Origin of the sequence: Shewanella sp. SW24, assembly GCF_025653395.1 — a bacterium.
Classification (GTDB): Bacteria; Pseudomonadota; Gammaproteobacteria; order Enterobacterales; family Shewanellaceae; genus Shewanella; species Shewanella oncorhynchi.
The window spans coordinates 15,287-40,444 of the sequence record NZ_JAKKSH010000032.1; the positions used below are offsets into that span (position 1 = coordinate 15,287).

23 protein-coding genes and 1 pseudogene are annotated in these 25,158 nt (G+C 44.8%); 13 read left to right on the forward strand and 11 right to left on the reverse strand.

What is annotated here, in order from left to right:
* Positions 1 to 43 precede the first annotated feature (43 nt).
* The 3 genes from L5M17_RS19620 to L5M17_RS19630 form a co-directional block, all read right to left on the reverse strand.
* On the reverse strand, positions 44 to 427 hold the full coding sequence (locus tag L5M17_RS19620) for a GCN5 family acetyltransferase (RefSeq protein WP_173244192.1): 384 nt from the start codon (positions 425 to 427) through the stop codon (positions 44 to 46).
* Entirely contained in the window at positions 428 to 877 is a 450-nt protein-coding gene (locus L5M17_RS19625; RefSeq protein ID WP_173248611.1) for an acetyltransferase, read from the reverse strand.
* 276 nt (positions 878 to 1,153) lie between these two features.
* Entirely contained in the window at positions 1,154 to 3,367 is a 2,214-nt protein-coding gene (locus tag L5M17_RS19630) for a M3 family metallopeptidase (protein WP_263148902.1), read from the reverse strand.
* A gap of 241 nt (positions 3,368 to 3,608) precedes the next feature.
* On the opposite strand from L5M17_RS19630, the pseudogene L5M17_RS19635 reads away from it, so the two are divergent.
* Both L5M17_RS19635 and L5M17_RS19640 read left to right on the forward strand, forming a co-directional pair.
* Positions 3,609 to 3,821 (forward strand): annotated as a pseudogene (locus tag L5M17_RS19635) (hypothetical protein); the annotation flags it as partial.
* A gap of 553 nt (positions 3,822 to 4,374) precedes the next feature.
* A complete protein-coding gene (locus tag L5M17_RS19640; protein WP_263148903.1) occupies positions 4,375 to 5,355 on the forward strand; it encodes a DUF2971 domain-containing protein in 981 nt (326 codons plus the stop codon).
* A 594-nt stretch (positions 5,356 to 5,949) separates the two neighbouring features.
* Here the strand turns inward: L5M17_RS19640 and ggt are convergent.
* Positions 5,950 to 7,689, reverse strand: a complete 1,740-nt coding sequence (ggt, locus tag L5M17_RS19645) for a gamma-glutamyltransferase (protein WP_263148905.1) — start codon at positions 7,687 to 7,689, stop codon at positions 5,950 to 5,952.
* Between the two features lie 108 nt (positions 7,690 to 7,797).
* Here ggt and L5M17_RS19650 point away from each other — a divergent pair, with 108 nt between their 5' ends.
* Entirely contained in the window at positions 7,798 to 9,138 is a 1,341-nt protein-coding gene (locus tag L5M17_RS19650; RefSeq protein WP_263148906.1) for a GNAT family N-acetyltransferase, read from the forward strand.
* A 74-nt stretch (positions 9,139 to 9,212) separates the two neighbouring features.
* Here the strand turns inward: L5M17_RS19650 and L5M17_RS19655 are convergent, their stop codons facing one another.
* The gene (locus L5M17_RS19655; RefSeq protein WP_263148907.1) at positions 9,213 to 9,836 is read right to left on the reverse strand and encodes a LysE family translocator; all 624 of its coding nucleotides are present in this window, start codon (positions 9,834 to 9,836) and stop codon (positions 9,213 to 9,215) included.
* A 225-nt stretch (positions 9,837 to 10,061) separates the two neighbouring features.
* Complete coding sequence (locus L5M17_RS19660; protein WP_263148908.1) at positions 10,062 to 10,532, reverse strand: hypothetical protein; 471 nt, start codon at positions 10,530 to 10,532, stop codon at positions 10,062 to 10,064.
* A 297-nt stretch (positions 10,533 to 10,829) separates the two neighbouring features.
* Here L5M17_RS19660 and L5M17_RS19665 point away from each other — a divergent pair, with 297 nt between their 5' ends.
* The 6 genes from L5M17_RS19665 to L5M17_RS19690 all read left to right on the forward strand — a co-directional run bounded on the left by L5M17_RS19665 (position 10,830) and on the right by L5M17_RS19690 (position 15,333).
* Positions 10,830 to 11,363: a YbhB/YbcL family Raf kinase inhibitor-like protein gene (locus L5M17_RS19665; RefSeq protein ID WP_263148909.1), complete on the forward strand. Its 534-nt coding sequence runs from the start codon at positions 10,830 to 10,832 to the stop codon at positions 11,361 to 11,363.
* Between the two features lie 11 nt (positions 11,364 to 11,374).
* Positions 11,375 to 12,541 carry a major royal jelly family protein gene (locus tag L5M17_RS19670; RefSeq protein WP_263148910.1) on the forward strand — a complete coding sequence of 389 codons (1,167 nt, stop codon included), beginning with the start codon at positions 11,375 to 11,377 and terminating at the stop codon, positions 12,539 to 12,541.
* A gap of 133 nt (positions 12,542 to 12,674) precedes the next feature.
* Positions 12,675 to 13,151 (forward strand): VOC family protein, encoded by a 477-nt coding sequence (locus L5M17_RS19675; protein WP_263148911.1) that lies wholly within the window; start codon positions 12,675 to 12,677, stop codon positions 13,149 to 13,151.
* A complete protein-coding gene (locus tag L5M17_RS19680) occupies positions 13,138 to 14,127 on the forward strand; it encodes a glycine betaine ABC transporter substrate-binding protein (protein WP_263148912.1) in 990 nt (329 codons plus the stop codon). The genes L5M17_RS19675 and L5M17_RS19680 overlap by 14 nt, the downstream gene beginning before the upstream one ends.
* Positions 14,124 to 14,609, forward strand: a complete 486-nt coding sequence (locus tag L5M17_RS19685; RefSeq protein WP_198573679.1) for an Atu1372/SO_1960 family protein — start codon at positions 14,124 to 14,126, stop codon at positions 14,607 to 14,609. The genes L5M17_RS19680 and L5M17_RS19685 overlap by 4 nt, the downstream gene beginning before the upstream one ends.
* 169 nt (positions 14,610 to 14,778) lie before the next feature.
* Positions 14,779 to 15,333: a sugar O-acetyltransferase gene (locus tag L5M17_RS19690; protein WP_263148913.1), complete on the forward strand. Its 555-nt coding sequence runs from the start codon at positions 14,779 to 14,781 to the stop codon at positions 15,331 to 15,333.
* Positions 15,334 to 15,457: 124 nt separating this feature from the next.
* On the opposite strand, the gene hppD is transcribed toward L5M17_RS19690, so the two are convergent.
* Entirely contained in the window at positions 15,458 to 16,498 is a 1,041-nt protein-coding gene (gene hppD, locus L5M17_RS19695) for a 4-hydroxyphenylpyruvate dioxygenase (protein ID WP_263148914.1), read from the reverse strand.
* A 76-nt stretch (positions 16,499 to 16,574) separates the two neighbouring features.
* Positions 16,575 to 17,735 carry a homogentisate 1,2-dioxygenase gene (locus L5M17_RS19700; protein ID WP_263148915.1) on the reverse strand — a complete coding sequence of 387 codons (1,161 nt, stop codon included), beginning with the start codon at positions 17,733 to 17,735 and terminating at the stop codon, positions 16,575 to 16,577.
* A 207-nt stretch (positions 17,736 to 17,942) separates the two neighbouring features.
* On the opposite strand from L5M17_RS19700, the gene L5M17_RS19705 reads away from it, so the two are divergent.
* Positions 17,943 to 18,857 (forward strand): LysR family transcriptional regulator, encoded by a 915-nt coding sequence (locus L5M17_RS19705; protein ID WP_028759592.1) that lies wholly within the window; start codon positions 17,943 to 17,945, stop codon positions 18,855 to 18,857.
* 256 nt (positions 18,858 to 19,113) lie between these two features.
* Entirely contained in the window at positions 19,114 to 19,908 is a 795-nt protein-coding gene (locus L5M17_RS19710) for a TIGR00266 family protein (RefSeq protein ID WP_028759593.1), read from the forward strand.
* Positions 19,909 to 20,000: 92 nt separating this feature from the next.
* Here L5M17_RS19710 and L5M17_RS19715 read toward each other — a convergent pair whose 3' ends face one another.
* From L5M17_RS19715 to L5M17_RS19725, 3 genes are all read right to left on the reverse strand, one after another.
* Entirely contained in the window at positions 20,001 to 21,269 is a 1,269-nt protein-coding gene (locus L5M17_RS19715; RefSeq protein ID WP_219255603.1) for a hypothetical protein, read from the reverse strand.
* 369 nt (positions 21,270 to 21,638) lie between these two features.
* Positions 21,639 to 21,977 (reverse strand): hypothetical protein, encoded by a 339-nt coding sequence (locus L5M17_RS19720; protein ID WP_263148916.1) that lies wholly within the window; start codon positions 21,975 to 21,977, stop codon positions 21,639 to 21,641.
* Positions 21,978 to 22,086: 109 nt separating this feature from the next.
* The gene (locus tag L5M17_RS19725) at positions 22,087 to 22,548 is read right to left on the reverse strand and encodes an EVE domain-containing protein (RefSeq protein WP_028759596.1); all 462 of its coding nucleotides are present in this window, start codon (positions 22,546 to 22,548) and stop codon (positions 22,087 to 22,089) included.
* A gap of 277 nt (positions 22,549 to 22,825) precedes the next feature.
* Between L5M17_RS19725 and L5M17_RS19730 the strand changes: the two genes are divergently transcribed.
* Both L5M17_RS19730 and L5M17_RS19735 read left to right on the forward strand, forming a co-directional pair.
* On the forward strand, positions 22,826 to 23,206 hold the full coding sequence (locus L5M17_RS19730; protein WP_168827411.1) for a DUF6508 domain-containing protein: 381 nt from the start codon (positions 22,826 to 22,828) through the stop codon (positions 23,204 to 23,206).
* Between the two features lie 139 nt (positions 23,207 to 23,345).
* Positions 23,346 to 25,058 carry an AMP-binding protein gene (locus L5M17_RS19735; RefSeq protein ID WP_263148917.1) on the forward strand — a complete coding sequence of 571 codons (1,713 nt, stop codon included), beginning with the start codon at positions 23,346 to 23,348 and terminating at the stop codon, positions 25,056 to 25,058.
* Positions 25,059 to 25,158 lie beyond the last annotated feature (100 nt).

Sequence of the window (25,158 nt, forward strand, 5' to 3'; positions counted from 1 at the left end):
TTGTCGAAAGACAGTCTTAAACTATTTTTTATTGATTAAATTGTTATGTTTGATTGTCACTTATAAAGTTAGTAATAGTGTCCTCCTTACGTTGACTCTCTAATAGCCACTCAACCCTCCATTCAGTTAGGCGTTCACCTGTTTTATGAATGAATTTTCCTGCTTCTGGTTCATCAATCCATTCAAGCTGTTTAACAAGTACTAAAGGCGCTTCAGACCCGTCAGTTTCATTCGAAAATTCAAGAGCCTCATTATAAGTATGAAATGCGTAATAGTAGATTTCACCATCAAATTCATCTGGAGCACCTTGCCAAGGGCGGCACCAAACACGATATTCTAGTACTTGATCATAGAAATAACCGCCGCCTGATTTTGTTTCCGCCGGATACTCTCCAATCCTATTCTCATCGATTGAATCAGGATACATCTACAATCCCTCAATGGAATATAACGCCAGATGCAACAGCGGATAAGGTTTACCCTGTCCATCAACGGGTGAGCGACCCGTTACTGAAAAACCAATATGCTGGTAAAAACCTAATGCTTGCTGATTCTGCTCATTAACATCAACCTTTGTGGCTCCCAGTTCTTTAATGGCATGTGTCGCTAGCATGGAACCAATCCCTTTTCCGCGCGCGTCAGGTGAGATGAACAGCATTTCAATATTGCCATCATGTACCCCGCAGAATCCGAGGATTTCTCCATTGTCATTTTTAGCGCACTTTAAGTGAACGGCGTCAAAATATTGTTCGAGGATCAACGGCTTTAATTCCTGTAGATCTTCTTCTGCTAAAAAGTCATGGGTTGCTCTCACTGATGCTTCCCAAATATTGAGCAGACTAAGATGATCTGCTTTTTCTACCATCTCAATATTCATCATATAACTCTATTGAAAATTTAATGCCGCCTAAGCGGTGAATCATAGTGGGTTAACATGTGAAGCGGAAACGTACCACCTTTACGAATCCGCGTTTAAAAAGTTTAGGCGTAAGTTCCGTAACATCTTTTTCCCAAGATGTTACCTGCCAAGCTGCACTCTGTCATCTTGACCTTTCTCGCCATTTCCCTATTTGGTATCAGTAAAATAAAAACAGGGAGTGTTAGCTCCCTGTTGGTGATATTTCAAACTTCAATTTAGAGGGATGATGTTATGTTACTCGGCCAGTAATCCGCGGCTACGTAGTAGCGGCTCTATACCGGCTTCTTTACCGCGGAAGTTTTTATACATCAGCATAGGATCATCGCTGCCGCCTTTCGAAAGGATATTGTTACGGAAGGAATCCGCAGTGGCCTTGTCGAAAATGCCGTTTTCTTTAAAGGCTTCGAAAGCATCCGCACCTAAAATATCCGACCAGAGGTAGCTGTAGTAGCCTGCTGAATAACCACCTGCGAAAATATGCGAGAAGTAAGTGCTGCGATAGCGTGGGCTAATTTCCTCAATCAGTCCCATTGCCGCTAACGAGTCCGCCTCAAACTTGGCCGCATCCTTTGGCGTTGTATCGGTTAGTGTGTGCCAATCTAAATCGAGTTTAGTGGCCGCCATGTATTCAACGGTAGAAAAACCTTGGTTGAACTTGCTGGCCGCTTGGATTTTCTGCACTAGCTCCTGCGGGATCACTTTGCCAGTTTTGTAGTGCTTGGCAAATTGGGCTAACACTTCTGGCTGAGTCATCCAGTTTTCATTCACTTGCGATGGGAACTCAACGTAATCGCGAGGTACGGCGGTGCCGCCCTGTGAGCGATATTCGACGTTCGATAACATGCCGTGTAGTGCGTGGCCAAATTCGTGGAATAGTGTGCTGGCTTCATCGAAGGTCAGCAGCGCTGGCTCATTACCCGCTGGGCGAGGGTAGTTTAATACGTTGATAATAATAGGTTTAGAATCAACGCCATTCATATTGTATTGCTTGCGGAAGGAGTTCATCCAAGCGCCGCCACGTTTGCTGTCACGGGTGAAATAGTCACCCATAAAGATGGCCATCAGTTTGCCGTCTTTATCGTAAACTTCCCAAGTACGGACTTCGGCATTGTATTTGGGTAAGTCGGTACGTTCTTTAAAGGTCAAACCGTACAAACGGTTAGCCGTGTAGAACACGCCTTTTAATGTACTGTCGAGGGAGAAATACGGGCGGGTTTGTTGCTCGTTAAAGTTGTACTTAGCGACACGAATTTTGTCGGCGTAGTAATCCCAGTCCCACGCTTGCAGCTTAAAATTGCCACCTTGAGCGTCAATCATGGCTTGCATATCAGCCACTTCGGTTTTTGCTTGGGCCAATGCCGCTGGCCATACTTTATTGAGTAAACCGTAGACGTTTTCTGGTGTTTTAGCTGTGCGTTCTTCTAACACGAAATCCGCATGGGTTTTATAGCCCATCAGTTGAGCACGTTCAGCACGCAGGGCAGCAATCTTAGCGAGTATAATCTTGTTATCGTTGGCGTTATTGTTGTTACCGCGCTCGATATAGCCTTTGTAGAGTTTTTCACGTAACTGGCGATTATCGGCATAGGTCAAAAAAGGCGTAATAGAAGGGCGAGACGTGGTAAATACCCACTTGCCTTCGTGGCCACGTTTTTTGGCGGTTTCAAAGGCTGTGGCAATCACATCTGCGGGTAAACCCGCGAGATCGGCTTTACTATCAACCACTAATTCGAAGGCATTGGTTTCGGCTAATAGATTGTCACCAAAGGTTAAATTGAGTTTGCCGATTTCTTCGTTCAGCGCGCGCAGTTTGGTTTTATCTGGCTCGCTTAAGTTAGCGCCGCCACGGGTGAAAGATTTATAGGTATCTTCCAGTAATTTGGCTTGGGCTGTGTTGAGCTTCAGGTTGTCTTTTGCGTCGTGGACGGCTTTAACTTTTTGAAACAGTTTGTCATTAAGCAAAATATCGTCTTCGGCGGACGATAACATAGGCGACACTTCTTTCGAGAGTGCTTGCAATGCTTCATTCGTATCCGCGCCCGTCAGGTTAAAGAAGACGTTAGAAACGCGCGTCACTAGATCGCCAGAAAACTCCATGGCTTCAATCGTATTGGCGAAGGTGGGTTTGGCTTTATTATCAACAATTGCTTGAATTTGTTCGTGTTGTTGGGCGATTCCCGCTTTAAATGCGGGGAGGAAATGCTCAGGCTTGATTTTATCGAAGGCCGGAATTTCCATAAAAGTATCATAGGGTTTAAAGAATGGATTAGTCGCATTCTGGCTGATAATTTGTGCTGACACTGCATTTGGCGCCGCACTTGCTTGAACACTGGCATCGGGTTGTTGTGTGCTACAGGCGCCCAATGTTAAGGCGAAAGCGATGGCACTTAGCGTGAGCTTAGCAGTGCGTGGCGTGAGGGCTTGCGGTTTGAGGGTTAGTCCCTTCATTATTTGTTCCCCGTTAGGTTGATATTGTTATGGATGTTTGCATGATGATGGCCTTGGATTTCAAGAAAAAATTGAAGTCTACGTGCGGCTAAAACCATTAAATTAAGCTTAATGTGACTGTTTAACATGTATCGGACTAGGGGTTCCATCGATTTTGTGTTTAGTTTGTAACAAATGTTTTGTTTCAGGCTTTTAAGCAAAAAATGATGGCAAACTGGGCGGGGATATTATCGCGTCTCAGGCACGTTTTCTTGGCTTAGTCGACCCTAAACCCATTACAATTGGCGGCTCAACGAACAGTAAATTATTCCCCATTGCTTTAAGTTTTGACCCAGCGATGCTGGGCGTGGAATACACAGGCCATACCGAAAAAGAGTTCATCGCCCATAAGCAATTTATGCTGAACCTAAAAATGTACACCGCAGCATTTATCGAGCTATCGGCGGTGAAATAGTGATCTCTACCATTACAAACTTCGTTTGAATTCTTTAATCACAATCAAAGTCGTGGGGCTTCACCCCCTGATGTTTAATTAAGAGTCGAGCAAGGAGGACTGCTCGTCCTATCCTCCTTGGATGCTCCATGACGCCCCCCAACGGAGTTGAGAGCCCCTTGTGCTCATCTGAAAATTTGCTATCGCTTCCGAAGGATGCGTCCCTGCACCTGCGAAAGCTAGTCGGTCATCCATGACTGAACTCACGCACTCTTTATTAAATCAAGAGCTCTATTCGCCCTGCGGCAACTCCGAGGGGAGGTGTATTCCTTGGAGTTTTGAGTCGTTAGATAGCGATTCATCAGCAAAAAATAAGTGCGAAAAATGAGAAAGCTAAAACGATATCAAGTGATTACCCATCAAACTGTATAAAAAACCGCTTCCGCAAAAAAGCAAATTCCTATAGCATCATTTATACCCATTTACATGGATGTGGCAGCGGCCAAGTCCAACAAGCGATTTATGCCCTGCAAACAGCGCATAAATACTAAGACGTTAGCTTCAAGGAGACTTTGTGCTTAACAAAATATATAAATATACACCGTTGAGATTGGAGTTCTTTGATAACTTTTTATTACGAGCTAGTCAAAAGTATGCTTTAAATGATCCATTTGAACTACGACCAAGCTTTAAGATCAAGGGATCTAATTTAAGCAAACTTGACTTTGAAACGCTTTCTGAAAATTCTTATTTTGACTATGCAGTTATTTCATTATCAGAGACGAATAATAATCTTTTGATGTGGTCTCATTACGCTGACCAGCATAAGGGTATTGTTATAGAATTTGATACAGACAATCCGATTTTTGAATCTTATAAAAGCCCTATATTAACAAAGTTCGATGAAGAATTAGACGAAGAAGTTTTAGATGAAAATGATGCAAAGCTAAAATCAGAAATAAATGCAGGAGCAGTTCAACGAGTTCGATATAATTCTTTGCGACCTAATATAAAAGGATTTGATAGTGTATTAGAACATTTTCTTGTAAAAAGTGAAGAATGGATATATGAAAAAGAGCATCGGATAATTCTGCCATTAGTTACAGCTGATAGGATTATTGTTCATAAACGTTATTTATCTTCAATAGAGGATAATATGTATAGCCCTGAGGTTCTTCAACGAAAATTCATTGCTAATAATATGTATATGATTAATGTAAAAGAACCATTGTTAGCCGAGATGAGTAGTTCATTCCCTTATGACGAAGAATACGTTTCTGCAGAAGAAATGCAGCTATCTATGGCTGATGCTATTATTCATGAGTTTTTACAAGAGATTTCTGAAGATCCTTCGACAGTTTTTTTATATAAAGTACCCGTGCACTCAATTAAATCTATTTATTTAGGTTGCCGAGTTTCAGAATCGGATAAAGATGAAATAATAGAAAAAATTGAGTCAAATCCCAAACTTTCCCATGTTCAAATTTATCAAGCCCACACTAGCTCGGAAAGATTTGAGCTTGAGTTCGAAAAGCTAACAAAGCGTTCCAATTGACCTCGTGCTGCCATGAATTTTGGTTCCCCCAATTAGCGTCAGCACTCAGCAGCTTTTTGTCCAAAAGCGTTCAGGGTATCTCCTTCATACAGACAGGTTACACTAGTGCCAAAAAGGTGAGCCATGGTGATTAGCGAGACGACCGTCCGCCCCATGGATGGGGCGGTCGAGCATCCACGGACGGACTGGCTGCGAGTCGGAGAGTGAATGCCATGGCAAGCCTATATGAGTGGATACCAGCCAACGCTAAGATCCCAATAACTGACATTACAGTTTAGCAATGGATTTTGTACATAAGTGCGTTAGGTCTCAGTAGATACTTCATGACTCACCTGTCGCTTCATCAAATTAAAAGTTAATGTAAATCAGCATGATAAGGTGTAATTAAAAATAATAAAAAGCCCTGCTTATACAGTGATGTATAGCAGGGCTTTTTTAAGCGAGAGTTTGCATTCGTTGAGTGGAAGGACAAGCTTTACTCAGGGTTTATGACCTATATCGAATCGGTCATAAATCCTTTTATCTCATCCACCTATTTCTCTCACTCATCTCTTTACACTCATCTCTTTCACTAACATTAGCATCATGGAGATGCTAGTAGCCGATGGCTTCGCTACCCGAGTGGCGTGGATCAGACGCGCCAAAAATCCCTTGTTCGGTCACCATGATTGATTGCGTACTGCCCATAGCGGATTGTACTTTCACTTTGTGTCCTTTGGCTTCGAGCAGGGAAATGGTATCGCGATTAAAGCTGGACTCGACTCGCAATTCATCGGGTTGCCATTGATGGTGAACCCGCGCCGCATTACTGGCTTCCGCGATATTCAATCCATGATCAATAACATTCATGATGATCTGCAGTGTGGTGGTGATAATGCGCGAACCACCTGGACTGCCAGTGACGAGGAAGGGTTTGCCATCCTTCATTACTATTGTTGGGCTCATTGAGCTGAGTGGGCGTTTATTGCCCTCGACCGCATTGGCATCACCGCCTACTAAACCGTAGCCGTTTGGCACGCCGGGTTTGGCAGAGAAATCATCCATCTCGTTATTGAGCAGAATCCCTGTTCCCTTCGCCACTAAACCTGAGCCATAGCTGAAGTTTAAGGTGTAAGTATTAGAGACAGCGTTACCCCATTTATCGACTACCGAGAAGTGAGTGGTTTGATCGCTCTCATAGGGGGCGAGCTTGCCGGGCTTGATTTCAGCGCTCGGTGTAGCTTTATTCATCGCAATTTGGCTGGCGATTTTGTGGGCGTAGTCCTTACTGGTTAATGCTTTGATGGGTACCTTATAAAAGTCGGGATCGCCTAAGTATTCGCTGCGATCGCTATAGGCGTATTTCATGGTTTCTGCCATCAGATGAATCGTTTGCGCGGTATTGTGGCCGAGTTTGTCTATCGGGAATTGCTGCAATACGTTGAGCATTTCGATGATGTGCACGCCGCCCGATGATGGTGGTGGCATAGACACAACTTGGTAACCGCGGTATTCGCCGCGCACGGGTTCACGTTCCACAACCTTATAATTTTTAAGGTCGTCTAAGGTCATAATGCCGCCAGCGTCTTTCACCGCATTGATGAGCTTAGTGGCGGTTTCACCTTCGTAGAATCCTTTGGTGCCTTTTTCAGCGATAAGACTTAACGAATGGGCAAGTTCAGGTTGTTTAAGAATATCATCCACTTGATAGTCACTGCCGTCAGCTTTGTAGAAGATAGCGGCCGTGGTTGGCCATTGGGTCATGCGGCGTTTGAGGCCTGCAAGGGATTGGGCAAGATCTGGCGTTACGCTAATGCCTTCCTGCGCCATTTTAATCGCGGGCGCGGCGACTTGGGCGAGTGTCATAGTGCCATATTTTTCAAGGGCTAAGCTCATGCCCATCACAGTACCTGGCACACCCACGGCAAGACCGTGTTCGCGGCTTAGTTTTTCAACTGCGTCGCCATTTTCGTCGAGGAAAATGTTTTTCTTGGCTTTAGACGGCGCCATTTCACGGTAATCGATAGCGATGGTTTTGTTTTCTTTGGCAATATGCACCAGCATAAAACCACCGCCGCCGATATTGCCAGCACGGGGTAAGGTGACTGCCAAACTGAAGGCGACAGCCACGGCGGCGTCAACCGCATTACCGCCTTGCTTTAGGATCTCAACGCCGGTGCGACTGGCGAGAGTTTCTTGGCTTGCGACCATGCCATGCTTAGCCCACACAGGTTGTGCGGTGGCCATCTGGCTGAAAATTGGCGATTCATCGGCAAGCAGACTGGGAGATGATAGTAAGGGAAGCGCCATCGCAATGGCGAGAATAAGAGGTCTAAAAGGTCTTGTTGGACGCATACTCAATCCTGAATTTATTTTAATTATGACTATGCAATGTGCCGAGAATTAGGCTTAATTGCAACCTCGTATACTTGTTCACACCAGTAAAGGACGATAATTTACCCAATGAGACAGCTTATCTTGGCTTTTGCGAGCTCAATGTCGGATATTTCGGCCAGTGCGTGGAATGCCGCCATGGGTGAGGCGAATCCCTTTTGCCGCCATGAGTTTCTGTTGGCACTCGAGCAAAGCCGCTCTGCCTGCACTGCAACCGGTTGGACGCCTCGACATTTATGCGTGTTCGATGCGGGTGACACATTAAATAATGTCGACAGTAAGGATAAAAGCTTGTCGCCTTTGGCTGAAGGAGGGTTTATCAGTGTGCAAACTGCTAAGCACTTCAATCAGTTTCCACTTATTGCCGTCATGCCCTTGTACCAAAAATCCCACTCCTACGGTGAGTATGTGTTCGATTGGGCGTGGGCCGAAGCCTATGAGCGCCATGGGCTCGATTACTATCCCAAATGGGTGAATGCGATCCCTTTTACCCCAGTGCAAGGTCAACGGATGGGCATTCATCCCGCATTAGATCGCGCCGAACAACTGCGCGTGGCGGCATTACTGCTGCTGACATTGAATCGCCGACTAATATCAGCGCAGGATAATCTCGTACTTGAGGAAGCTATTCTTAATCAGCCAGGGCTGGGCGATAACCCGATTTCCTCATGGCACAGCCTGTTTGTTACCCCAACACAAACGCCGTTATTTGAAAGTTTGCCAAATTCGCTGTTAAAACGCTTAGGCACGCAGTTCCACTGGCATAATCGCAGTTATCGGGATTTTAATGATTTTCTGGCGGGCTTTAGTTCCCGTAAGCGTAAAAATATCTTGAAGGAGCGGGTGCAGTTACAGCCTTTTAATCTTAAGTTTCAGTTTGTCGAAGGGGAGCAGATCACCGCTTCGCAATGGCAGACGTTTATCCAATGTTATCAATTAACTTACCTTAAGCGCTCCGGTCATCGCGGCTATTTAACGCCAACCTTTTTTCAGCAGTTGGGGGCACAACTCGCTGCGCAAGTCCTACTCTTGGTGGTTGAAGATGCAAAGGGTGAGATGGTCGCTGGCGCCTTGTATTTAAAAGGTGAGAATACCCGAGGGCAGAAATGCTTATATGGTCGTTATTGGGGGACGACGGTTGAGCTCGACGGTTTACATTTTGAGGCCTGTTATTATCAAGGTATTCAATATTGTATTGAACATGAGTTTCAAGTGTTTGATGCGGGCGCGCAGGGGGAACATAAGGTGCTGCGTGGCTTTGAACCCGTAGCAATGTATTCCTACAATAACATCGCCCATTTGGGATTTAAGGCGGCGATTGCCGACTTTGTTGAGCAAGAAACACTGCAAATGCAGCAATATATGGCGCAGATGCAGGATGTGTTGCCCTACAAAAAAGCGCCTTCATAAAGACCGCGTTAACAGGACTTTATTGGGCTCATTTTAGGTAGAACGGGTTACATTTAAGCGGTTAGTTCAAACCGTTAGCTCATGGCTAACCAAACTCCTACGCCTATCATTAGGCTGCCCGCAATGCGGTTTAACCAGCGAATATTATCACCACGGCTCAAGAAGATGCGCAGGCTTTTGCCACCACTGGCGTAGGCGAGCATAGAGGTAAATTCGGTCACCATGATAATGCTCAGTAAGGCGAGGAGCTGCGGCGCGACGTCGCGCTCGGCATTGATAAAAGGGGGCAATAGCGACACCATAAATGCCCAACCTTTAGGATTGGCAATGGCGGTAATAAAGCCTTGAGAGATCAAGGTGAAATTGCTGGCTCTGGGGTTAGTGTCATCATCACTTAATATGGCCATCTTGCCGCGCGCGCGCCACATCTGTACGCCGATATAGCCTAAATAAATTCCGCCAACCCATTTGAAGATTTGAAAGATTTCGGGATAGTTGAGCATGATACTGGCAACGCCCATCACGGCGGCCGTGGCCACTAACGCCACGCCTACCAGTTCACCCAACATCATCCACAGGGTGCGGCGCACACCTATGCTCATACCCAGTGTCATGGCGAGTGTCATGCACATGCCCGGAGTGATAGAAACAAAGAAAAAAGTCGGGATAAACACAGCGAGTAAGGCAAAATCAGGCATGGTTTGGTCATTCTTGGGTGAAGATGAGAAGATCGATAGTGTAATGAAAACGGCGGATTTAGCCAATCTGCTTATTTTGAACTTGCTCTCTTTAAATGTAATCGGTTGTGTTGGCTGGCGATATTTCACGCAAAAAGCATATTGTAGTTATTATTAACAATATGCTCACTAACCCCATTGTGATTAATTCTGCAGTTGTTCGGTTAACAGCGATTAACTTCATAGTTAACAAGATAAGACATTGACTGTAGGTTCTACATCAGTATCGATCAAGTAAACACTATCGGCGCCCACTATATAATAACTGTATAGGTCTTGGTAAATATGTTCGCCTAATTCACCATAATAAGGGCGGCGTGCATTTTTTACCGACTTCCATATTGGCCAAGGTAAAGAAAAATAATCGGCATTGGATTGATTCGTGATATTTAAATCTGAATCAATAGGGAATGGCGTATTGCATTTATCATCATGTTGAATATCACTTATGTTATCTAAGAAGGTTTGATAACTTGACTCATCAATTACTTGTATTCCTGATATCGTAGGGAAATATAATTCCATCGTGAATGCATCGTTATCAAGTTCCTGCCACAGTATGGTTAAAGATAAATGGTCTAATCTGCAACTCAGGTTCGGGTGTGGCTTTAGGTTTCTGTTCACGGGAAACCAAGGTTGATAAGCCGCTTTAATCATAGCGAATCCTCGTTATATTATTGTGTTACGAACATATCTTAGTCGTTTGGCTGTTACTTTTTTGCATTATTTTTGCTGAAAGTACCATAACCTAAAAATAACTGAGAAGCATGTTGAGATTATCCAATATTTTTTGAAACTCATATCAACCAAATGCGCCTTATCAATCATAATTTGATTGATATGCTAACCCACATTCTCAAATCAATGGTTAATGACTGTTCTAGGACAGTTCAAAAATGGGTTCAGCACATTATGAAATCGCCTTATTTCTCCTCTTTTAAAAAGACTCTCTTGGTGACTGTCGCTTTGGCTGCCAGTATTAATTACGTTATGGCTGACGACAGTGCCTCTGCGTTTAGTCTCGAAAGTAATTTAGCTGATAATTCAAGGTTTCCTCCTGAGTATTATTGGAATCAATTTGGTTGTTCGGGCGAAAATATTGCGCCGCGTTTAACTTGGCAAAATGTACCTGCCGGTACCAAGAGCTTTGCTGTCACTTTATATGACAAAGATGCGCCTACTGGCAGTGGTTTTTGGCACCGTGTTGTGTATGACATTCCGGCACCGGTGTCGACTCTCGCAGGTGGTGTGAATGGCGGAGCGCTACCCAGTGGTGCCATTGAAGCTAATACCGATTTAGGTAAACCTGGATTCTTTGGACCTTGTCCACCAGAGGGACGTGAACACAGTTATGTATGGACAGTGCATGCTTTGGATGTGGCGCAGTTGCCGATAGACAAGGGATCAACACCCGCTTTGGTGGGATTCTATCTTTGGCAGCATAGATTAGGCGAAGCAAGTTTAACGCTTTTAGCTGGCCCACGTTAGGAGGAATGAAGATGACCATATTATCTAAGCGCATTACATACCCAATTTTATCAAAGGCTTTTACTCTACTGGCAACCAGTTTGTTGTGTTCTCACTCATGGGCGACACAGACTGAGCCGCTGGCAAAAATGGAAGTCTTTGCCGAACTTGATGGGGCTGTGGGCGGTATTACTTTCACATCAGATGATCGATTGATTTTCAGTTATCACCCTTTCTATCAACCTAACATTAAGGTGGCAGAGCTTTTAGCGGATGGTAGTACTAAGCCATTTCCTAATTCGGATTGGCAGCAATGCCATGATCCGCAGGGCAAAGCGAAAGAACCTGACACTTGCCTTAATTGGGTGTTGGGGCTGCGAACCGACGATCAAGACAGAGTTTGGCTATTAGACTCTGGCCAGCAGGCGCCACGTATTGAGCCTAAATTAGTGGCGTGGGATACCAAGAAAAACCAATTAGATCGCATTATTCATTTGCCCGCGCCAGTCTCTCTTCCTGAGTCACAACATAATGACTTTGTTATCTCATCTCGACATCAAGCGATTGTGATTGCCGATGAGGGGATTGGCACGGGTCCCATTGGTGAAAAGGCTGCGCTGGTGGTTGTGGACTTAAATACAGGGAAAAGTCGGCGCCTATTACAGGGTGATAACAGTGTGATGCCAGACTTACAGCGGCCACTGATTATCGATAAGGACTCAAAAGGTAGAAAGCAGATTGAAGTCTATGTGGGTGCCGATGGCATTGCTTTAGATAAAACCCAAACATGGCTCTACTTTGCCCCGATGAATAAAGACAAAGTTTACCGTGTGCGGATGACAGATCTCATCAATCCTTCGTTAACGCCTGCGGCACTCTCTGCCAAAGTGGAGGCTTATGCCGATAAGCCCGACAACGGTGGCTTAAGTATTGATGAAGCGAATAATTTGTATCTAACAGAAGTGGGAGAGCGGGCCATTGGTGTGATCCCTGCTGATTCTCGCCAGTATCGCACTTATGTCCATGATGAACGTATGGTTTGGCCCGACGGTGTGAGTTATGGCAAGCAAGGTTATTTGTACTCTGGGGCTGCGCAATTACCGTTATCGGCACCATTAAACAATGGCAAAGCTGAAAACAGTCCACCTTATTATATTTTCCGTTTTAAGCCGTTAGCGGCGGGCGTTCGTGGTAATTAACCTTAACAATTAATCTTATAACCTTACGTCAAGTGCTTATCTTAACTGAATTTATTCACACGATTTTTGCGGATTAAAACGGTTTGGATTCGCACTTGGTTATACCGAGTCAGTACTGCCAGAGGATGACAATATGAACATAATCGGATTGGATCACTTTACCATCAGAACACCCAAACTGGTTGAAACGCTGTTGTTTTATCAAGTTATCCTTGGATTGAAATTAGGTTGGCGGCCACAGTTTGGTTTTCCTGGACATTGGCTCTATGCCTCAAATAAGCCCATTTTGCATTTGGTGGAAGCGGGCGATCAAGCGCTAGATGCCTACTTAGGGGAAAGCAGAAATATTTATGGCTCGGGACGTGTTGACCATTTGTCGTTTCGTGGTACGGATTTACACCAGATGCAGCAGCATTTATGCCAGCAGAGGATGATTTTTGAGGAACGAATTGTGCCTGAGATTGGTGAACATCAGTTGTTTCTTGAAGATCCGAATGGCATCAAAGTAGAGATGATATTCCCCTATGCAAAGGATAACGCCATCGTAGGAATTGTGATGGATAGGCTCACTATTTTAGACACCAAGGAGCCTGAACATGGCGGAGATTAATGTCTTCAGAAGGCAATTATTGCAAACGCTGGGATTGGGCAGTTTGGCATCATTGGCATTATTTCCTCGAGGTGTGATGGGTATGAATTCATTGAATACGAGTACAAATATGGAGAGCCCACAGGGTAAGCCGATGATTCGCATGGGAGTGACAGACTTAAGTTTTCATCGCGTCACCGCCGCTGTGGTGACCCATGTGATAGGGATTATGGGTAAAGAGGTGCAACGAAGCTATGCATTGCACGAGGCTAATTTTGAGCAGCTAGGTGAAGGCAAAGTGGATATGCTGTGTTCAGCATGGCTGCCCCATAGCCACGGGATTTATCGACAAGGTGTCGAAGAGCGAGTTGCTACGCGGCAACTCGGGCTACATTATGGACCCTATGCGCTCTGGGGCGTACCCGATTATGTGCCTGTTGAGCAAGTATCGAGCATTGAGGATTTACTCAAACCTAACGTGCAGCAACGTATGCGGCCCATCATTCAAGGGATTGGTGAGGGGGCGGGGATCACGCGATTTTCTAAAAATATCATGGCGCAATATGGATTAACGGCGGCGGGTTATCAATTTAGAACTGGCACTCAGGCCGACTGTGTCGCCGCTTTTGAATCTGCTGTGGCGGTAAACGATTGGGTGATCGTTCCTTTGTGGCATCCACAATTTTTACATCATCAATACGGCATTCGCGATCTTCAGGACCCTAAAGGTTTACTCGGGGGAAAAGATAAAGCGGTATTGCTCGCCCGTGAACGCGAGTTAGCGGTTAATTTCTCGCCCGCACAAATTCAGGTACTTGATAACATAGTATTATCGAATCAAATGGTTGCAGAACTCGATTATGCGGTTAATCGACAAGGAATGACGGAAGATGAGGCCGCTGCGAACTGGCTGACAGTCAATCCTCAGCATTTGACGACGTGGTTAGCCCCGCTGCTTAATCCTGCGAATGTCTCATCTCAGGAGGTGACATTATGATGATCACTCCTGAATCGCGGCTAGTGGCCGCTGGGCTTGAACTACCTGAGGTTGCTGCGGCTCTTGGAAATTATGAACCCTATTCAATTGTTGGCAGTCAGTTAATGACCTCGGGTCAGTTTCCCTATTTAGAGGGCGAGCTTCAGTATCAAGGACAATTGGGCGCAGATCATACTGTGAGCGAAGGCTACGCTGCCTGTCGTCTTGCGACCCTAAATGCCATTGCCCAATTGAAACAGGCTTGCGGTGAGCTTTCGCGGATAAAACAAATTTACCGCTTGGAAGGAGTGCTAAATGTGCATCAATCTTGCTTTGAACATCCTAAAGCACTCGATGGGGCTTCGGATTTATTGCTTGAAATCTTCGGTGAAGCAGGGCGTCACAGCCGGATGATTTGGACAAATCCTGTCATGCCGCTGAACAGTTTGTGTCTAGTGTATTTATTTGCAGAACTCTATTGTGATGACGAACAAAGGCAATGACCTTTGTCTCGATTGAGATTTAATGCTTGAATGTGACTCACATTGGCTATTAGCTAAATGTTCTGTCAGCAAGACGGGTAGTTCATTCAAGAGCATATGAGGCAGTTCTTGAACTTTCATCAATCGATTGTTAGGGTTAGGTCATCATGGACTGAATGTTGACAATACGATGACTGAGAAACAAAAAATGTTGGCGGGCCAGCCCTATAAGGCTTGGGATGATGAGTTATTGGCTGAGCGGATGCGGGCGAAATCCATTTGTCATCAGTTTAATCTGGCCGAACCGACTTTGCTTGATGCCCGAATGGAGCATCTTCGTGGCCTGCTTGATATTCAACACTGCGCCCATATTGAGCCTAATTTCTTTTGCGATTACGGCTATAACATCCATATTGGCAAACAATTTTACGCCAATCATAATCTAACCATATTAGATGTTTGCTCCGTCTCGATTGGCGATAATGTGATGTTTGGTCCCCATGTGATGATTTCTACCGCAACACATCCTATTAATCCCATTGCGCGGCAAACGACGGAATACGGCGCGCCAATTCAAATCGGTAATAATGTCTGGCTAGGCGGAAACGTATCTGTACTACCCGGTGTGACCATTGGTAATAATTGTGTCATCGGTGCTGGTAGTGTCGTGAATAAGAGCATTCCGTCGAACTGTGTGGCGGCGGGTAACCCTTGTAAGGTTATCAAACCTATCGATATGGACTAGCGTAGGAAAGTTAAAGCCGAGTGATTGGTGTCAAAGCTGATGGTGATTTAGATGGCGATGTAGATATTCGTAGAAAGAAAAACGGTACGCAGTGCGTACCGTTTTTTATTAGCAGGATGAATACTTACAGTACGCCGCGGCGCATTTGGTCCCGTTCAATTGATTCAAACAGGGCAGTAAAGTTGCCTTCACCAAAACCTAAGTTATTCTTACGTTGGATGATTTCGATGAAAATCGGTCCAAACAGGTTTTTAGTAAATATTTGCAATAAATAGCCTGTATCATCACCATCCACCAAAATTTGGTGATGTTTGATGCGCTCACGATTCTCAGTCACTTGAGGCAACTTGTCGAAAATGGTGTCGTAGTATTCAGGGATGATGTCTAGGCATTGGATTGAGCTGCCTTCCATCGCATCCAGAGATTTAACGATATCGCGGCTTCTAAAGGCTAAATGTTGCACACCTGGGCCATTGTATTCCTTCAGGTATTCATCGATTTGGTTCTTATCGCTGCCTTTACCTTCGTTGATCGGGATACAGAAGCTGCCATCGGGTGAGCGCAGGGCGTAGGACACTAGCGCGGTTTGTACGCCGCTGATGTCAAAGTAGCGCACTTCAGTAAAACCAAAAATGTTTTTATAGAAGTTAGCCCAATGTTCCATTGTGCCTTTGTAGACGTTGTTGGTTAAGTGATCGACTTCGATAAAGCCTTTCTCTTGGGTGATGACTTGCTCGTCTAAATCTTCAAAATCAGCGGCATAGATATTGTTATCTGCGCCAAAGGTGTCGATGAAATAAATTAAGCTGTCGCCAATGCCGTAAATCGCAGGATAAGGCAGATCTTTGTTGGAATCATCGGCGGGTTTTGCACCACGTTCAACGGCAACGCGATAGGCAAAACCGGCATCTTCTACACGCCAGCCCATAGAACAAATGGCTGGGCCGTGGGATTTAGCAAACTTAGCTGAGAAACCTTCGCGCTCAGTGTTGAGCAGAAAATTAATGTCATTCTGTTTGTAGTATAGGATGTCTTTGTTCTTGGCTTTTTTCAGCAGAGAAAAACCAAAGTCGATAAAGACTTTGTGCATAAAATCAGTATCAGGGCTGGCGAATTCAGTGAATTCGATACCTAATAGGCCCAGTGGATTTAGTTCGCTTGCCATGTTGTTTTCCTCGTTATTTTAGTGCAACACGCCGTCACTCTAATGACTCCCGCATGGGAGTGCTGGTGGCTTGGGGCTAGTCTTCTAGCCAAGAGCGGTTGTAGTCTTTGCTCATGCAATTTTGTACATGTTCGGTTAATTTCAGTGGGGCGAACGTGTCCACCATCACTGCATATTCATAGGTTTCTTTTTTGCCAATTGAGGCTTCAGTTCGGCCCGGTTGTGGTCCGTGGGCCACACCTTTTTGATGTAAGGTCATGTAACCCGCTTCAATGCCCGTGCGGCTCATAAAGTCGCCATCGACGTAATACAAGACTTCGTCGCTATCTATGTTGTTGTGGTAATAAGGCGCCGGAATCGATTTAGGGTGGAAATCGTAGGGGCGCGGTACGAAGTTACAAATCACAAAGTTATGGGCGGTAAAGACTAAGTGATCAGAAGGAGGTAGATGGATTTTGCCTACCTTTGGCGCGTATTCGGTAATGTTGAATGCCCAAGGATAAACGCAGCCATCCCAACCCACTAAATCAAAGGGATGCCATTCAAGTGTGGTGAGTTGGTACTTATCGCCAAACTTACACACTAAGGGGAAGGCGCCGCGCTCAACCACAGCATCTTGCAATGTAGGTACGCGCAAATCGCGCTCGCAGTAAGGTGCCGATTCTAATAGCTGACCATACTCGTTACGGAAATGCTTAGGCACTTCCACCATAGAGAATGACTCGATGACGAAAAGTCGCACATTGCTGTAATCGTTGAATTTAAGCTGATAAGTGGTGCCACGTGGGATCACGAGATAGTCCCACTTTTGGACCTTAATCGTGCCGTACTCGCTGTAGAGTGTGGCTTCGCCTTCGTGGACAAAAACCACTTCATCGGCATAGGCGTTACGGTAAAAATCGTCGGTATCAGCGGTGACTTTGGCGGTATACAGTGCTAAGTCATTGTTATAAAAAATCTTGTTACGGGCGCTGAAAAAATTACCTTCACGGTCGGCGTCGCGGGAATCGAGTTTATAGTTTTGGACCAGCGAATCTTCCCAATTGGCACCATGGCCTAGGCTGTAGGGCGCCACTTCCAATGCTTTGGTTGGCATGTTGTGGTGATATTTATTGGAATAAATATTGGAAAAACCATGGGTTGAGAACAACTCTTCACGGTAAAGCTCGCCGTTTTCCTTTTCAAATGCGATATGGCGCTTATGGGGAATCTGGCCTTGTTTCACATAAAATGGCATGGAGGATCCTTGGTTTTTACAGCGGCGTGAGATTAGCTCTACTTCGCTTGTCGTTATGGTTATGTGATCTTGTTATCAATTTAGTTGCTTGAATGAACAAAAAAAAGAATAATAAATCCGTTATCTCAATCTAAAAATTAGATGGTATTCTAATCTTTACGAATCGTAGTGTTTCCGTGACATGTTCATTAGAGCCAAGGAGTGACCATGCGCATCGATATTGATGCTTTTAATGTGCTGCAAGTGCTGGTGGAAGAGGGCAGTTTTGCCAAGGCGGCGGAGCGATTACACAAAGCGCAATCGGCGGTGAGTTATCAAGTTAAAAAGTTAGAAGAGCACTTAGGCGTGCCGCTTTTTAGCCGTGAGCAATATCGTGCTGAGCTGACGCAAGAGGGCCGTGTGATTTTGGCCGAGGGACAAAGGTTACTGCAACACCTTGCAAACATTGAACATCTTGCCAGTCGTTTCAGTGAAGGCTGGGAGCCAAAGCTAGAGCTAGTGATAGACGGTGCCTTACCGATGGAGCCTATCATGACGGCCTTAAAGCGTATGGCTGAACATCAGATCCCCACTAAAATTCAGCTGAATATGGAGTTTTTAGGCGGTGTACAACACAGATTCGAGCGTGATAATGCTGACTTGATGTTAGTGAAAGATTATCGCACTGGCCCCTACTATCATCCGCAGCCGTTGCCTGCAATTACTAGCGTACTGGTGGCCAGTGCTTCGCATCCTTTATCTTTTATTCGCGAAATTAGTTTGTCTGAGCTGCAGCAACATGTGGAATTAACTATCGAAGACTCTTCACCCAATAAAAGTTACCGCGATGAAATGCAATTTGGCGGCGATAAAGTGTTTTATCTTTCTGGCTTTATCATGAAAAAGAACGCCTTGTTAAAAGGCTTAGGTTTTGGCTGGTTGCCGGACTTTTTAGTGCAAGAAGAGTTAGCTAAGGGCGAATTAGTTGAAATCGACTTCGTCGGTGGCAGTCGTTTTACGTTTATTCCACAGCTCGTCTCGACCTTAGAGCGTCCGTTAGGCCGTGCGGGACAACTTTTTACCGAGTTGATATTAGAGGAGTTTGCTAAGGCTGAGCAGTTTAATGGTGTGGGTTTGGGTTGATAAGTCTTCGCTTGTCATCTTTTGATACAAGTTACCGCATAAAATAATCGCATTTTGACATTTTATGTCATAGATTAATGCCTAGGTCAGATTAAGGTTTAGATTGAGAGTTAAAATAAGGCCTAAATTCAGATTGAGCTTAGATCTAGATTAGGGTCGAGATGAAGAGTGAAATTGAGCCGCGATAGGTAAAGAGTCGTCCATCGGGGTCAATCTAAAGGATAGTAACAAGGAACTGACAGTTAAGGGGAACAGTATGTCTAGACGTTGTCATGAAGTGGATTATGAAATTATCGGCCACAGTATGCAGTTGGTTGAAGTGGAACTCGATCCCAACGAAACCGTGGTCGCTGAAGCGGGCGCGATGAATTATCTAGAGCAAGATATTAGCTTTGAGGCCAAAATGGGCGATGGCTCTGAGCCTGAGTCAGGCTTTTTTGGCAAGTTGGTGGGCGCGGGTAAACGGGCATTGACGGGTGAGAGCATTTTTATGACTCACTTTACCAACCAAGGCAATCAAAAACGTAAAGTCGCTTTTGCCGCCCCTTATCCTGGCACTATCCTAGCGATCGACTTGGCCGAACATGGTGGTGAGCTTATCTGTCAGAAAGACAGTTTTTTGGCTGCGGCTTTAGGTACACGCGTGACGATGAAATTTAATCGCCGCTTAGGTACCGGATTTTTCGGTGGTGAAGGGTTTATTCTGCAAAGTCTACAGGGCGATGGTATGGCGTTTATCCATGCGGGGGGCACCTTAGTGAAAAAAGAACTAAAAGGTGAAACCTTAAGAGTTGACACAGGTTGTCTTGTTGCATTTACCTCAGGGATTGATTACGACATAGAGCGTGCAGGCTCATTAAAGTCTATGGTCTTTGGCGGTGAAGGTTTGTTTTTAGCCACACTCAAAGGCCACGGGACGGTTTGGCTACAAAGCTTGCCATTCTCACGTATGGCGGACCGTATTATCGCCCATGCCCCATCAGCGGGTGGCAGTGATCGCGGTGAAGGCTCTGTGCTTGGTGGTATTGGTCGCATGCTCGATGGGCGCTAAATTATAAGCTGACATGCTGTCTCCTGTTAAGGCATTCCAGACTATCCTCTGGGATGCCTTTTTAGTTGAAACCTGTCATTTCCTTTATTGTTTTAAGCATTTTCGCCGTTGTTAAGGCTTTGTTGAATGCGTCTTTCAATTAGTTTAGATATGAGATACATCATCAAATAGCCCGTGCCTAAGGCTAAAATCACCGCGACGACATTCTCCGTATACAGGCGGTAAGCGTAGAAAGTACCGACCAGTACTGCGATACCAGCAAGGCGAATAAGTAGGCTTTGAGTAAAGTAGCCATGAGCTTTGATATAAGCTAGCTGGTAGCCATTGAGCATCATAAATATAAAAAACATGGAGAAATGCATTAATACTGGGGCCGCTTTAATGTATTGCTCGGGGAATAACCAAGCGACTAACGGCTTGCTCGCAAAAACCATAACGACAAAAAAAATACCGCTGATCCACAAAGAAACTTTCGTCAGCCATGATTTAATTTGTTGGACTTCGTCAAAGCGTTTTTCTCGTACGCACACTGCGACTTCGGGCAGTACAAACCGGTAGATGGGAAAGACAAAAAGCAGGGTGAGGTAAGTGATCATCGGCCGCACCACCACTTGGAAATCACCCAGTTCATCTATGCTGAAATAGGCAATAGTCAGCAGTACGGTGATGTAAATCATCAAGATACTGGCCCCCGCTTCCATGGACGCCGTCAGGCTTTTCTTCATAAAACTGCGTAAACCCGTATCAAAATGCACTGCACTTAAGGGCGGAGTGGCAATATCTTTGCGCCGTTTTAAGTACATATATAAGGCAACGATGAGCGATGACAGTGTCATGCTGTAAAAGAGTGATGCAATGGCGGTTTGTTTTAAGCCATAGAAACATAATAAAAAGCTAGTCACTTGCGCGAGCGGCTCTAACCAAGTGACTCTATTGGAGATGGCATATAGCCGGTACATGGCAATTTGATTGGTAAAATAGACCTTGAGCCCCATACTCAGAATAATCCCAACCAATTGAAAATATTCTACATTGAGCTGAAGTTTGTGTTTGATATAGGGTAAAACTAAGCCCCATGTCAGTAGTACCATAGCGATCAAGCTGTAGCGGAATATATTAGTGATATCCACATCTTGCTTGGTCTGGGAGTAGGTCACCACCATAGAGGAGCGAAATCCCGTCATTAGGATTAGCGACAGTGAGATAATGTCGATCACTGTGTGATAGAGCGCTAGATCGGCTTTGGCAACCCATTGTGCTAGCCAGAGTTTAAATAGAAACCCCACAGAAATACTGGCGAGTGATGCCCAGAACCCCGCAATAATTGCCTGCTTAACCCGTTGAAGTGAGGTGTTTTCCATTATCAAAAATCCAGCGTTAGTCTACGGTCATTATCGGGATGCTATGAATTCAATTAAGATTTTGCCTTAGCCGCATGAGTATTTTTAGGTGACACTTATCTTGTTCTGTTCGATATCTTTTCACCCTGCATGAGTTTAGCATTTAGCCAATTTACGACCAATAGCCAGATAGTAAAGATATGATAAATATCAATATGTTGCTTTATTGTAAGTTAGAACGTTATTGAGTGAGGACTGGGGTGATAAATTGTCTTACAAACAACGTTTTTTGATAGATCAAAGCAGTATTAGGAAGTACAACTACGCCCAGATAAGCGCTGGGCGTAGTTGTAAAAGTGTCAGTTATAAATGCCATTTTGCCATGCGAAGTTAATCGGTAATGATATTGACGATATCGAGGATTTTATGGCTGTTATTATCGAGTTTGATTAGTGCACCTTCGACTTGAATGCTAATGATGCCATCTTTGTCTAAGGGCACTACGATGCGGCCGCGATCATAAATATCATGTTCAAGCACATCACCACGGTGGAGTTTTTTCTGCCAACCGGGTGGCAGTGGCTGACCTTGGTCAACTTTTTTCTGTAATCCCGGCGGTAGACTTTTATCCTTTTTATGGTGCTCATGGTCATCTTTAGCAAAGGTTGAGATGGACATCGTTAAGCTGAGGACAAGTCCTGTGATTACCACTGAGGTCAATTTATTCATCTGTACTCCTAAGGGGCATTGAGTTGATGTTGTGTCCAATGCTGGATGTGGCCAACAATAGGCGATGCGAAATGAACTATAGCTGAACGTTCTGGTTCAAGATTGCTTTCTAGCGGGTTAACATGAGTACGGCTTGCCATTGTTCGGCGGTCACAGGTTGGATACTGAGTCTTGACCCCTTAGAGACTAAATACATGTCCGCCAGTTGGGGTAAACTTTTTATCAAACTTAAGGGAATAATCTCGTTAAATTTTTTGACAAAGCGTATATCTACTCGCAGCCATCTTGGTTTGGTTGGATCTGACTTAGGGTCGAAATACTTCGATTCTGGATCGAAGGCCGTGCTGTCGGGATACGCATTTGTCACGACTTCTGCTATGCCGACAATTCCGGGCACTTTGCAGCTTGAATGGTAAAAAAATACCTTGTCCCCAATCTGCATCTCATCGCGCATAAAGTTACGCGCCTGATAGTTACGGATCCCATGCCAAGCTTCAGTTTGGTTAGGGCAAGCCTTAAGATCATCTATGCTGAATTCGTCGGGTTCCGATTTCATAAGCCAGTAGTTCATCTTGTTTCCTTTACTCATAGTTGCCGTTAAGCGCTTCAATACCGCTGAGTTTATCTGAATTTTGTCGAATACCCCAGTTCGTCACCCATATCAAATATTGTGAGTTTGATTAAGTTTCCGTTCAGATAACGTGGCTTAGCCTGTTGACAGTAATCTTATTTGGTATGCCTTATGCAAATTCTCGTTTCTAAGGCAAAGCGTCAAATTCGATCTCGGTTTGTGACTGGTGTCGTACAAGTTGTGGCAGCAGAGGCAACCAAAACCTGTGAGGTGTGTTATGGGGACTTCAACAATGACATCCGATTGTGGCTTATACACTAAATATCTTAAGGATTTTACGGCGGGTGATGTGATCTTAAGTCATGAGCGAATGCTGGAATTTATTAATGACCTGACAACGCAAGGTTGGTTATTGGCTAATTTCACTTGGGACTATTGGTATAACAACAGTTACTTAGTCGATAAACCTGCCTATATTCGTGATGCGAGCATCGCACAATGTAAGTTGCTGTTGACGGCCATGACGCGACTCGAGGTTTTTAGCCCCGGCGTGTTAGAAAATATGCGTCGCCAAGGGGTGTTACTGGCCATTGTTGAGCGGTTACAAAGCTTAAATGTGCCTAAGTCGAGTGCTCATTTTGAGTTTATCAGCCGTTAGCACTGGGCTTTAATGGATTGTTATCTAATCGTTTGTCTTACTCTTTAGTCTAATAAAGTGCTTTTTTACTTGTGACATGATCCGTGGATTGGTTAGTTTGGACCTCGCTAACCATAATAATAAATGCACGGAGGCCTTAATGTCAGTTCCTACAAGCCAAGTTATAAGCCCGCTCAATGTTAGCGAGTTTAGAGGCGTGTCATCACCGAAACTCGTTGAGAAGACCATAGGTCAATATCTTGATGAGATTGCGGCAACGTATCCCGACCAATTAGCTGTCGTCGTACACCATCAACATATCCGCTGGAATTACCGCCAATATCTTGCCCAAATCGATGCGCTCGCCACAGGACTATTAAAACTCGGTATTAAGTCTGGTGATAGGGTAGGGATTTGGTCGCCTAACAATATCGAGTGGTGTTTAACTCAATATGCGACCGCTAAAATTGGCGCCATCATGGTGTGTATTAATCCTGCGTATCGTCCTGAAGAGTTGCAATACGCGCTGAGTAACGTGGGTTGCCGTGCGGTAATTTGTGCCGATAAGTTTAAATCCAGCAATTATCTTGAGATGCTATATGAATTGGCGCCTGAGCTAACCTCTTGCCCAGCGGGTAAATTACAAGCTAAAGCCGTGCCTGAGCTTGAATTTGTGATCCGTATGGGCGCAGAGAAATCCGTCGGTATGTTGAATTTTGATGACTTGATCGTTGATGTGACCGCCGCTGACAGGATAATGCTCGAGAGGATTGCTAAGGAATTAAGCCCATACGATGCGATTAATATCCAGTTTACCTCTGGCACGACGGGCAGCCCGAAAGGTGCGACCCTATCCCATCATAACATATTGAATAATGGCTATTTAGTCGCAGAGGCGATGAAGTTTACCTGTCACGATAAACTCTGTATTCCAGTGCCTTTATACCATTGTTTTGGCATGGTACTCGGCAGTTTAGTCTGCTTAGCTAAAGGCGCAACTGCTGTGTTCCCCGGAGAATCCTTTGATCCACTGACGACATTGCAAGTGATTGAGCAAGAGCGTTGCACCGCTTTGCATGGCGTACCGACCATGTTTATTGCCGAGTTGGAACACCCAGAATTTGCTCGTTTTGATTTGAGTTCCTTACGTACCGGCGTGATGGCGGGGGCAACTTGTCCTGAAGAAGTGATGCGACGTGTACAAAACCTGATGTATATGAAGGAAGTGCTGATTGGTTATGGTCAGACTGAGTGCAGTCCGCTCAATCACATTACTGAAATCGACTCACCCGTAGAGAAACGTGTGCTCACGGTTGGCCGTGCTTTACCCCATACCGAAGTGAAAATTGTCGATGAATTTGGCGAAGTGCTGCCAATTAATCAACCCGGTGAAGTCTGTAGTCGTGGTTATTGCATTATGCAGTGTTATTGGAATGATCTTGAGAAAACGGCTGCAACCATAGACAGTCAAGGCTGGCTACATTCGGGCGATATTGGTCAAATGGATGAGCAAGGTTATGTGCAAATTGTGGGGCGCATTAAAGATATGATTATTCGCGGCGGCGAGAATATTTATCCCCGTGAGATTGAAGAGAAACTTTACACCCATAAAGATGTGCAGGATGCGGCTGTCTTTGGCGTTCAAAGCGATAAATACGGCGAGGAGGTGTGTGCTTGGATCAAAGTCCGCTCAGGAGCCGCGATTACAGAGGCTGATATTCGTCATTTTCTCACCGAGAAGTTCGCCTACTTTAAAGTGCCGCGTTATATCAAGTTTGTGGATCAGTATCCAATGACAGTGACGGGGAAGATTCAGAAATTCAAAATGCGTGAGCTGATGTATCAAGAGTTATATGAAGATATTAATGCTTAAGTCATTTGGCTTTGAGTTGATTAATACTATTGATATTTGACTTCCAAGCCGCGCAATGCGGCTTGAATTTGATTCTGTCTAGCTATTTCGGTTAGTAGAT

Bases quoted from the DNA above. Each gene is read 5' to 3' on its own strand.
- ggt (WP_263148905.1), bottom strand. From the start codon at position 7,689: ATGCGTCCAACAAGACCTTTTAGACCTCTTATTCTCGCCATTGCGATG.
- L5M17_RS19660 (WP_263148908.1), bottom strand. From the start codon at position 10,532: ATGATTAAAGCGGCTTATCAACCTTGGTTTCCCGTGAACAGAAACCTA.
- L5M17_RS19700 (WP_263148915.1), bottom strand. From the start codon at position 17,735: ATGCCATTTTATGTGAAACAAGGCCAGATTCCCCATAAGCGCCATATC.
- L5M17_RS19630 (WP_263148902.1), bottom strand. From the start codon at position 3,367: ATGAAGGGACTAACCCTCAAACCGCAAGCCCTCACGCCACGCACTGCT.
- L5M17_RS19710 (WP_028759593.1), top strand. From the start codon at position 19,114: ATGTCTAGACGTTGTCATGAAGTGGATTATGAAATTATCGGCCACAGT.
- L5M17_RS19730 (WP_168827411.1), top strand. From the start codon at position 22,826: ATGGGGACTTCAACAATGACATCCGATTGTGGCTTATACACTAAATAT.
- L5M17_RS19650 (WP_263148906.1), top strand. From the start codon at position 7,798: ATGAGACAGCTTATCTTGGCTTTTGCGAGCTCAATGTCGGATATTTCG.
- L5M17_RS19735 (WP_263148917.1), top strand. From the start codon at position 23,346: ATGTCAGTTCCTACAAGCCAAGTTATAAGCCCGCTCAATGTTAGCGAG.
- L5M17_RS19705 (WP_028759592.1), top strand. From the start codon at position 17,943: ATGCGCATCGATATTGATGCTTTTAATGTGCTGCAAGTGCTGGTGGAA.
- hppD (WP_263148914.1), bottom strand. From the start codon at position 16,498: ATGGCAAGCGAACTAAATCCACTGGGCCTATTAGGTATCGAATTCACT.
- L5M17_RS19620 (WP_173244192.1), bottom strand. From the start codon at position 427: ATGTATCCTGATTCAATCGATGAGAATAGGATTGGAGAGTATCCGGCG.
- L5M17_RS19675 (WP_263148911.1), top strand. From the start codon at position 12,675: ATGAACATAATCGGATTGGATCACTTTACCATCAGAACACCCAAACTG.
- L5M17_RS19655 (WP_263148907.1), bottom strand. From the start codon at position 9,836: ATGCCTGATTTTGCCTTACTCGCTGTGTTTATCCCGACTTTTTTCTTT.
- L5M17_RS19715 (WP_219255603.1), bottom strand. From the start codon at position 21,269: ATGGAAAACACCTCACTTCAACGGGTTAAGCAGGCAATTATTGCGGGG.
- L5M17_RS19680 (WP_263148912.1), top strand. From the start codon at position 13,138: ATGGCGGAGATTAATGTCTTCAGAAGGCAATTATTGCAAACGCTGGGA.
- L5M17_RS19720 (WP_263148916.1), bottom strand. From the start codon at position 21,977: ATGAATAAATTGACCTCAGTGGTAATCACAGGACTTGTCCTCAGCTTA.
- L5M17_RS19625 (WP_173248611.1), bottom strand. From the start codon at position 877: ATGAATATTGAGATGGTAGAAAAAGCAGATCATCTTAGTCTGCTCAAT.
- L5M17_RS19670 (WP_263148910.1), top strand. From the start codon at position 11,375: ATGACCATATTATCTAAGCGCATTACATACCCAATTTTATCAAAGGCT.
- L5M17_RS19690 (WP_263148913.1), top strand. From the start codon at position 14,779: ATGACTGAGAAACAAAAAATGTTGGCGGGCCAGCCCTATAAGGCTTGG.
- L5M17_RS19685 (WP_198573679.1), top strand. From the start codon at position 14,124: ATGATGATCACTCCTGAATCGCGGCTAGTGGCCGCTGGGCTTGAACTA.
- L5M17_RS19725 (WP_028759596.1), bottom strand. From the start codon at position 22,548: ATGAACTACTGGCTTATGAAATCGGAACCCGACGAATTCAGCATAGAT.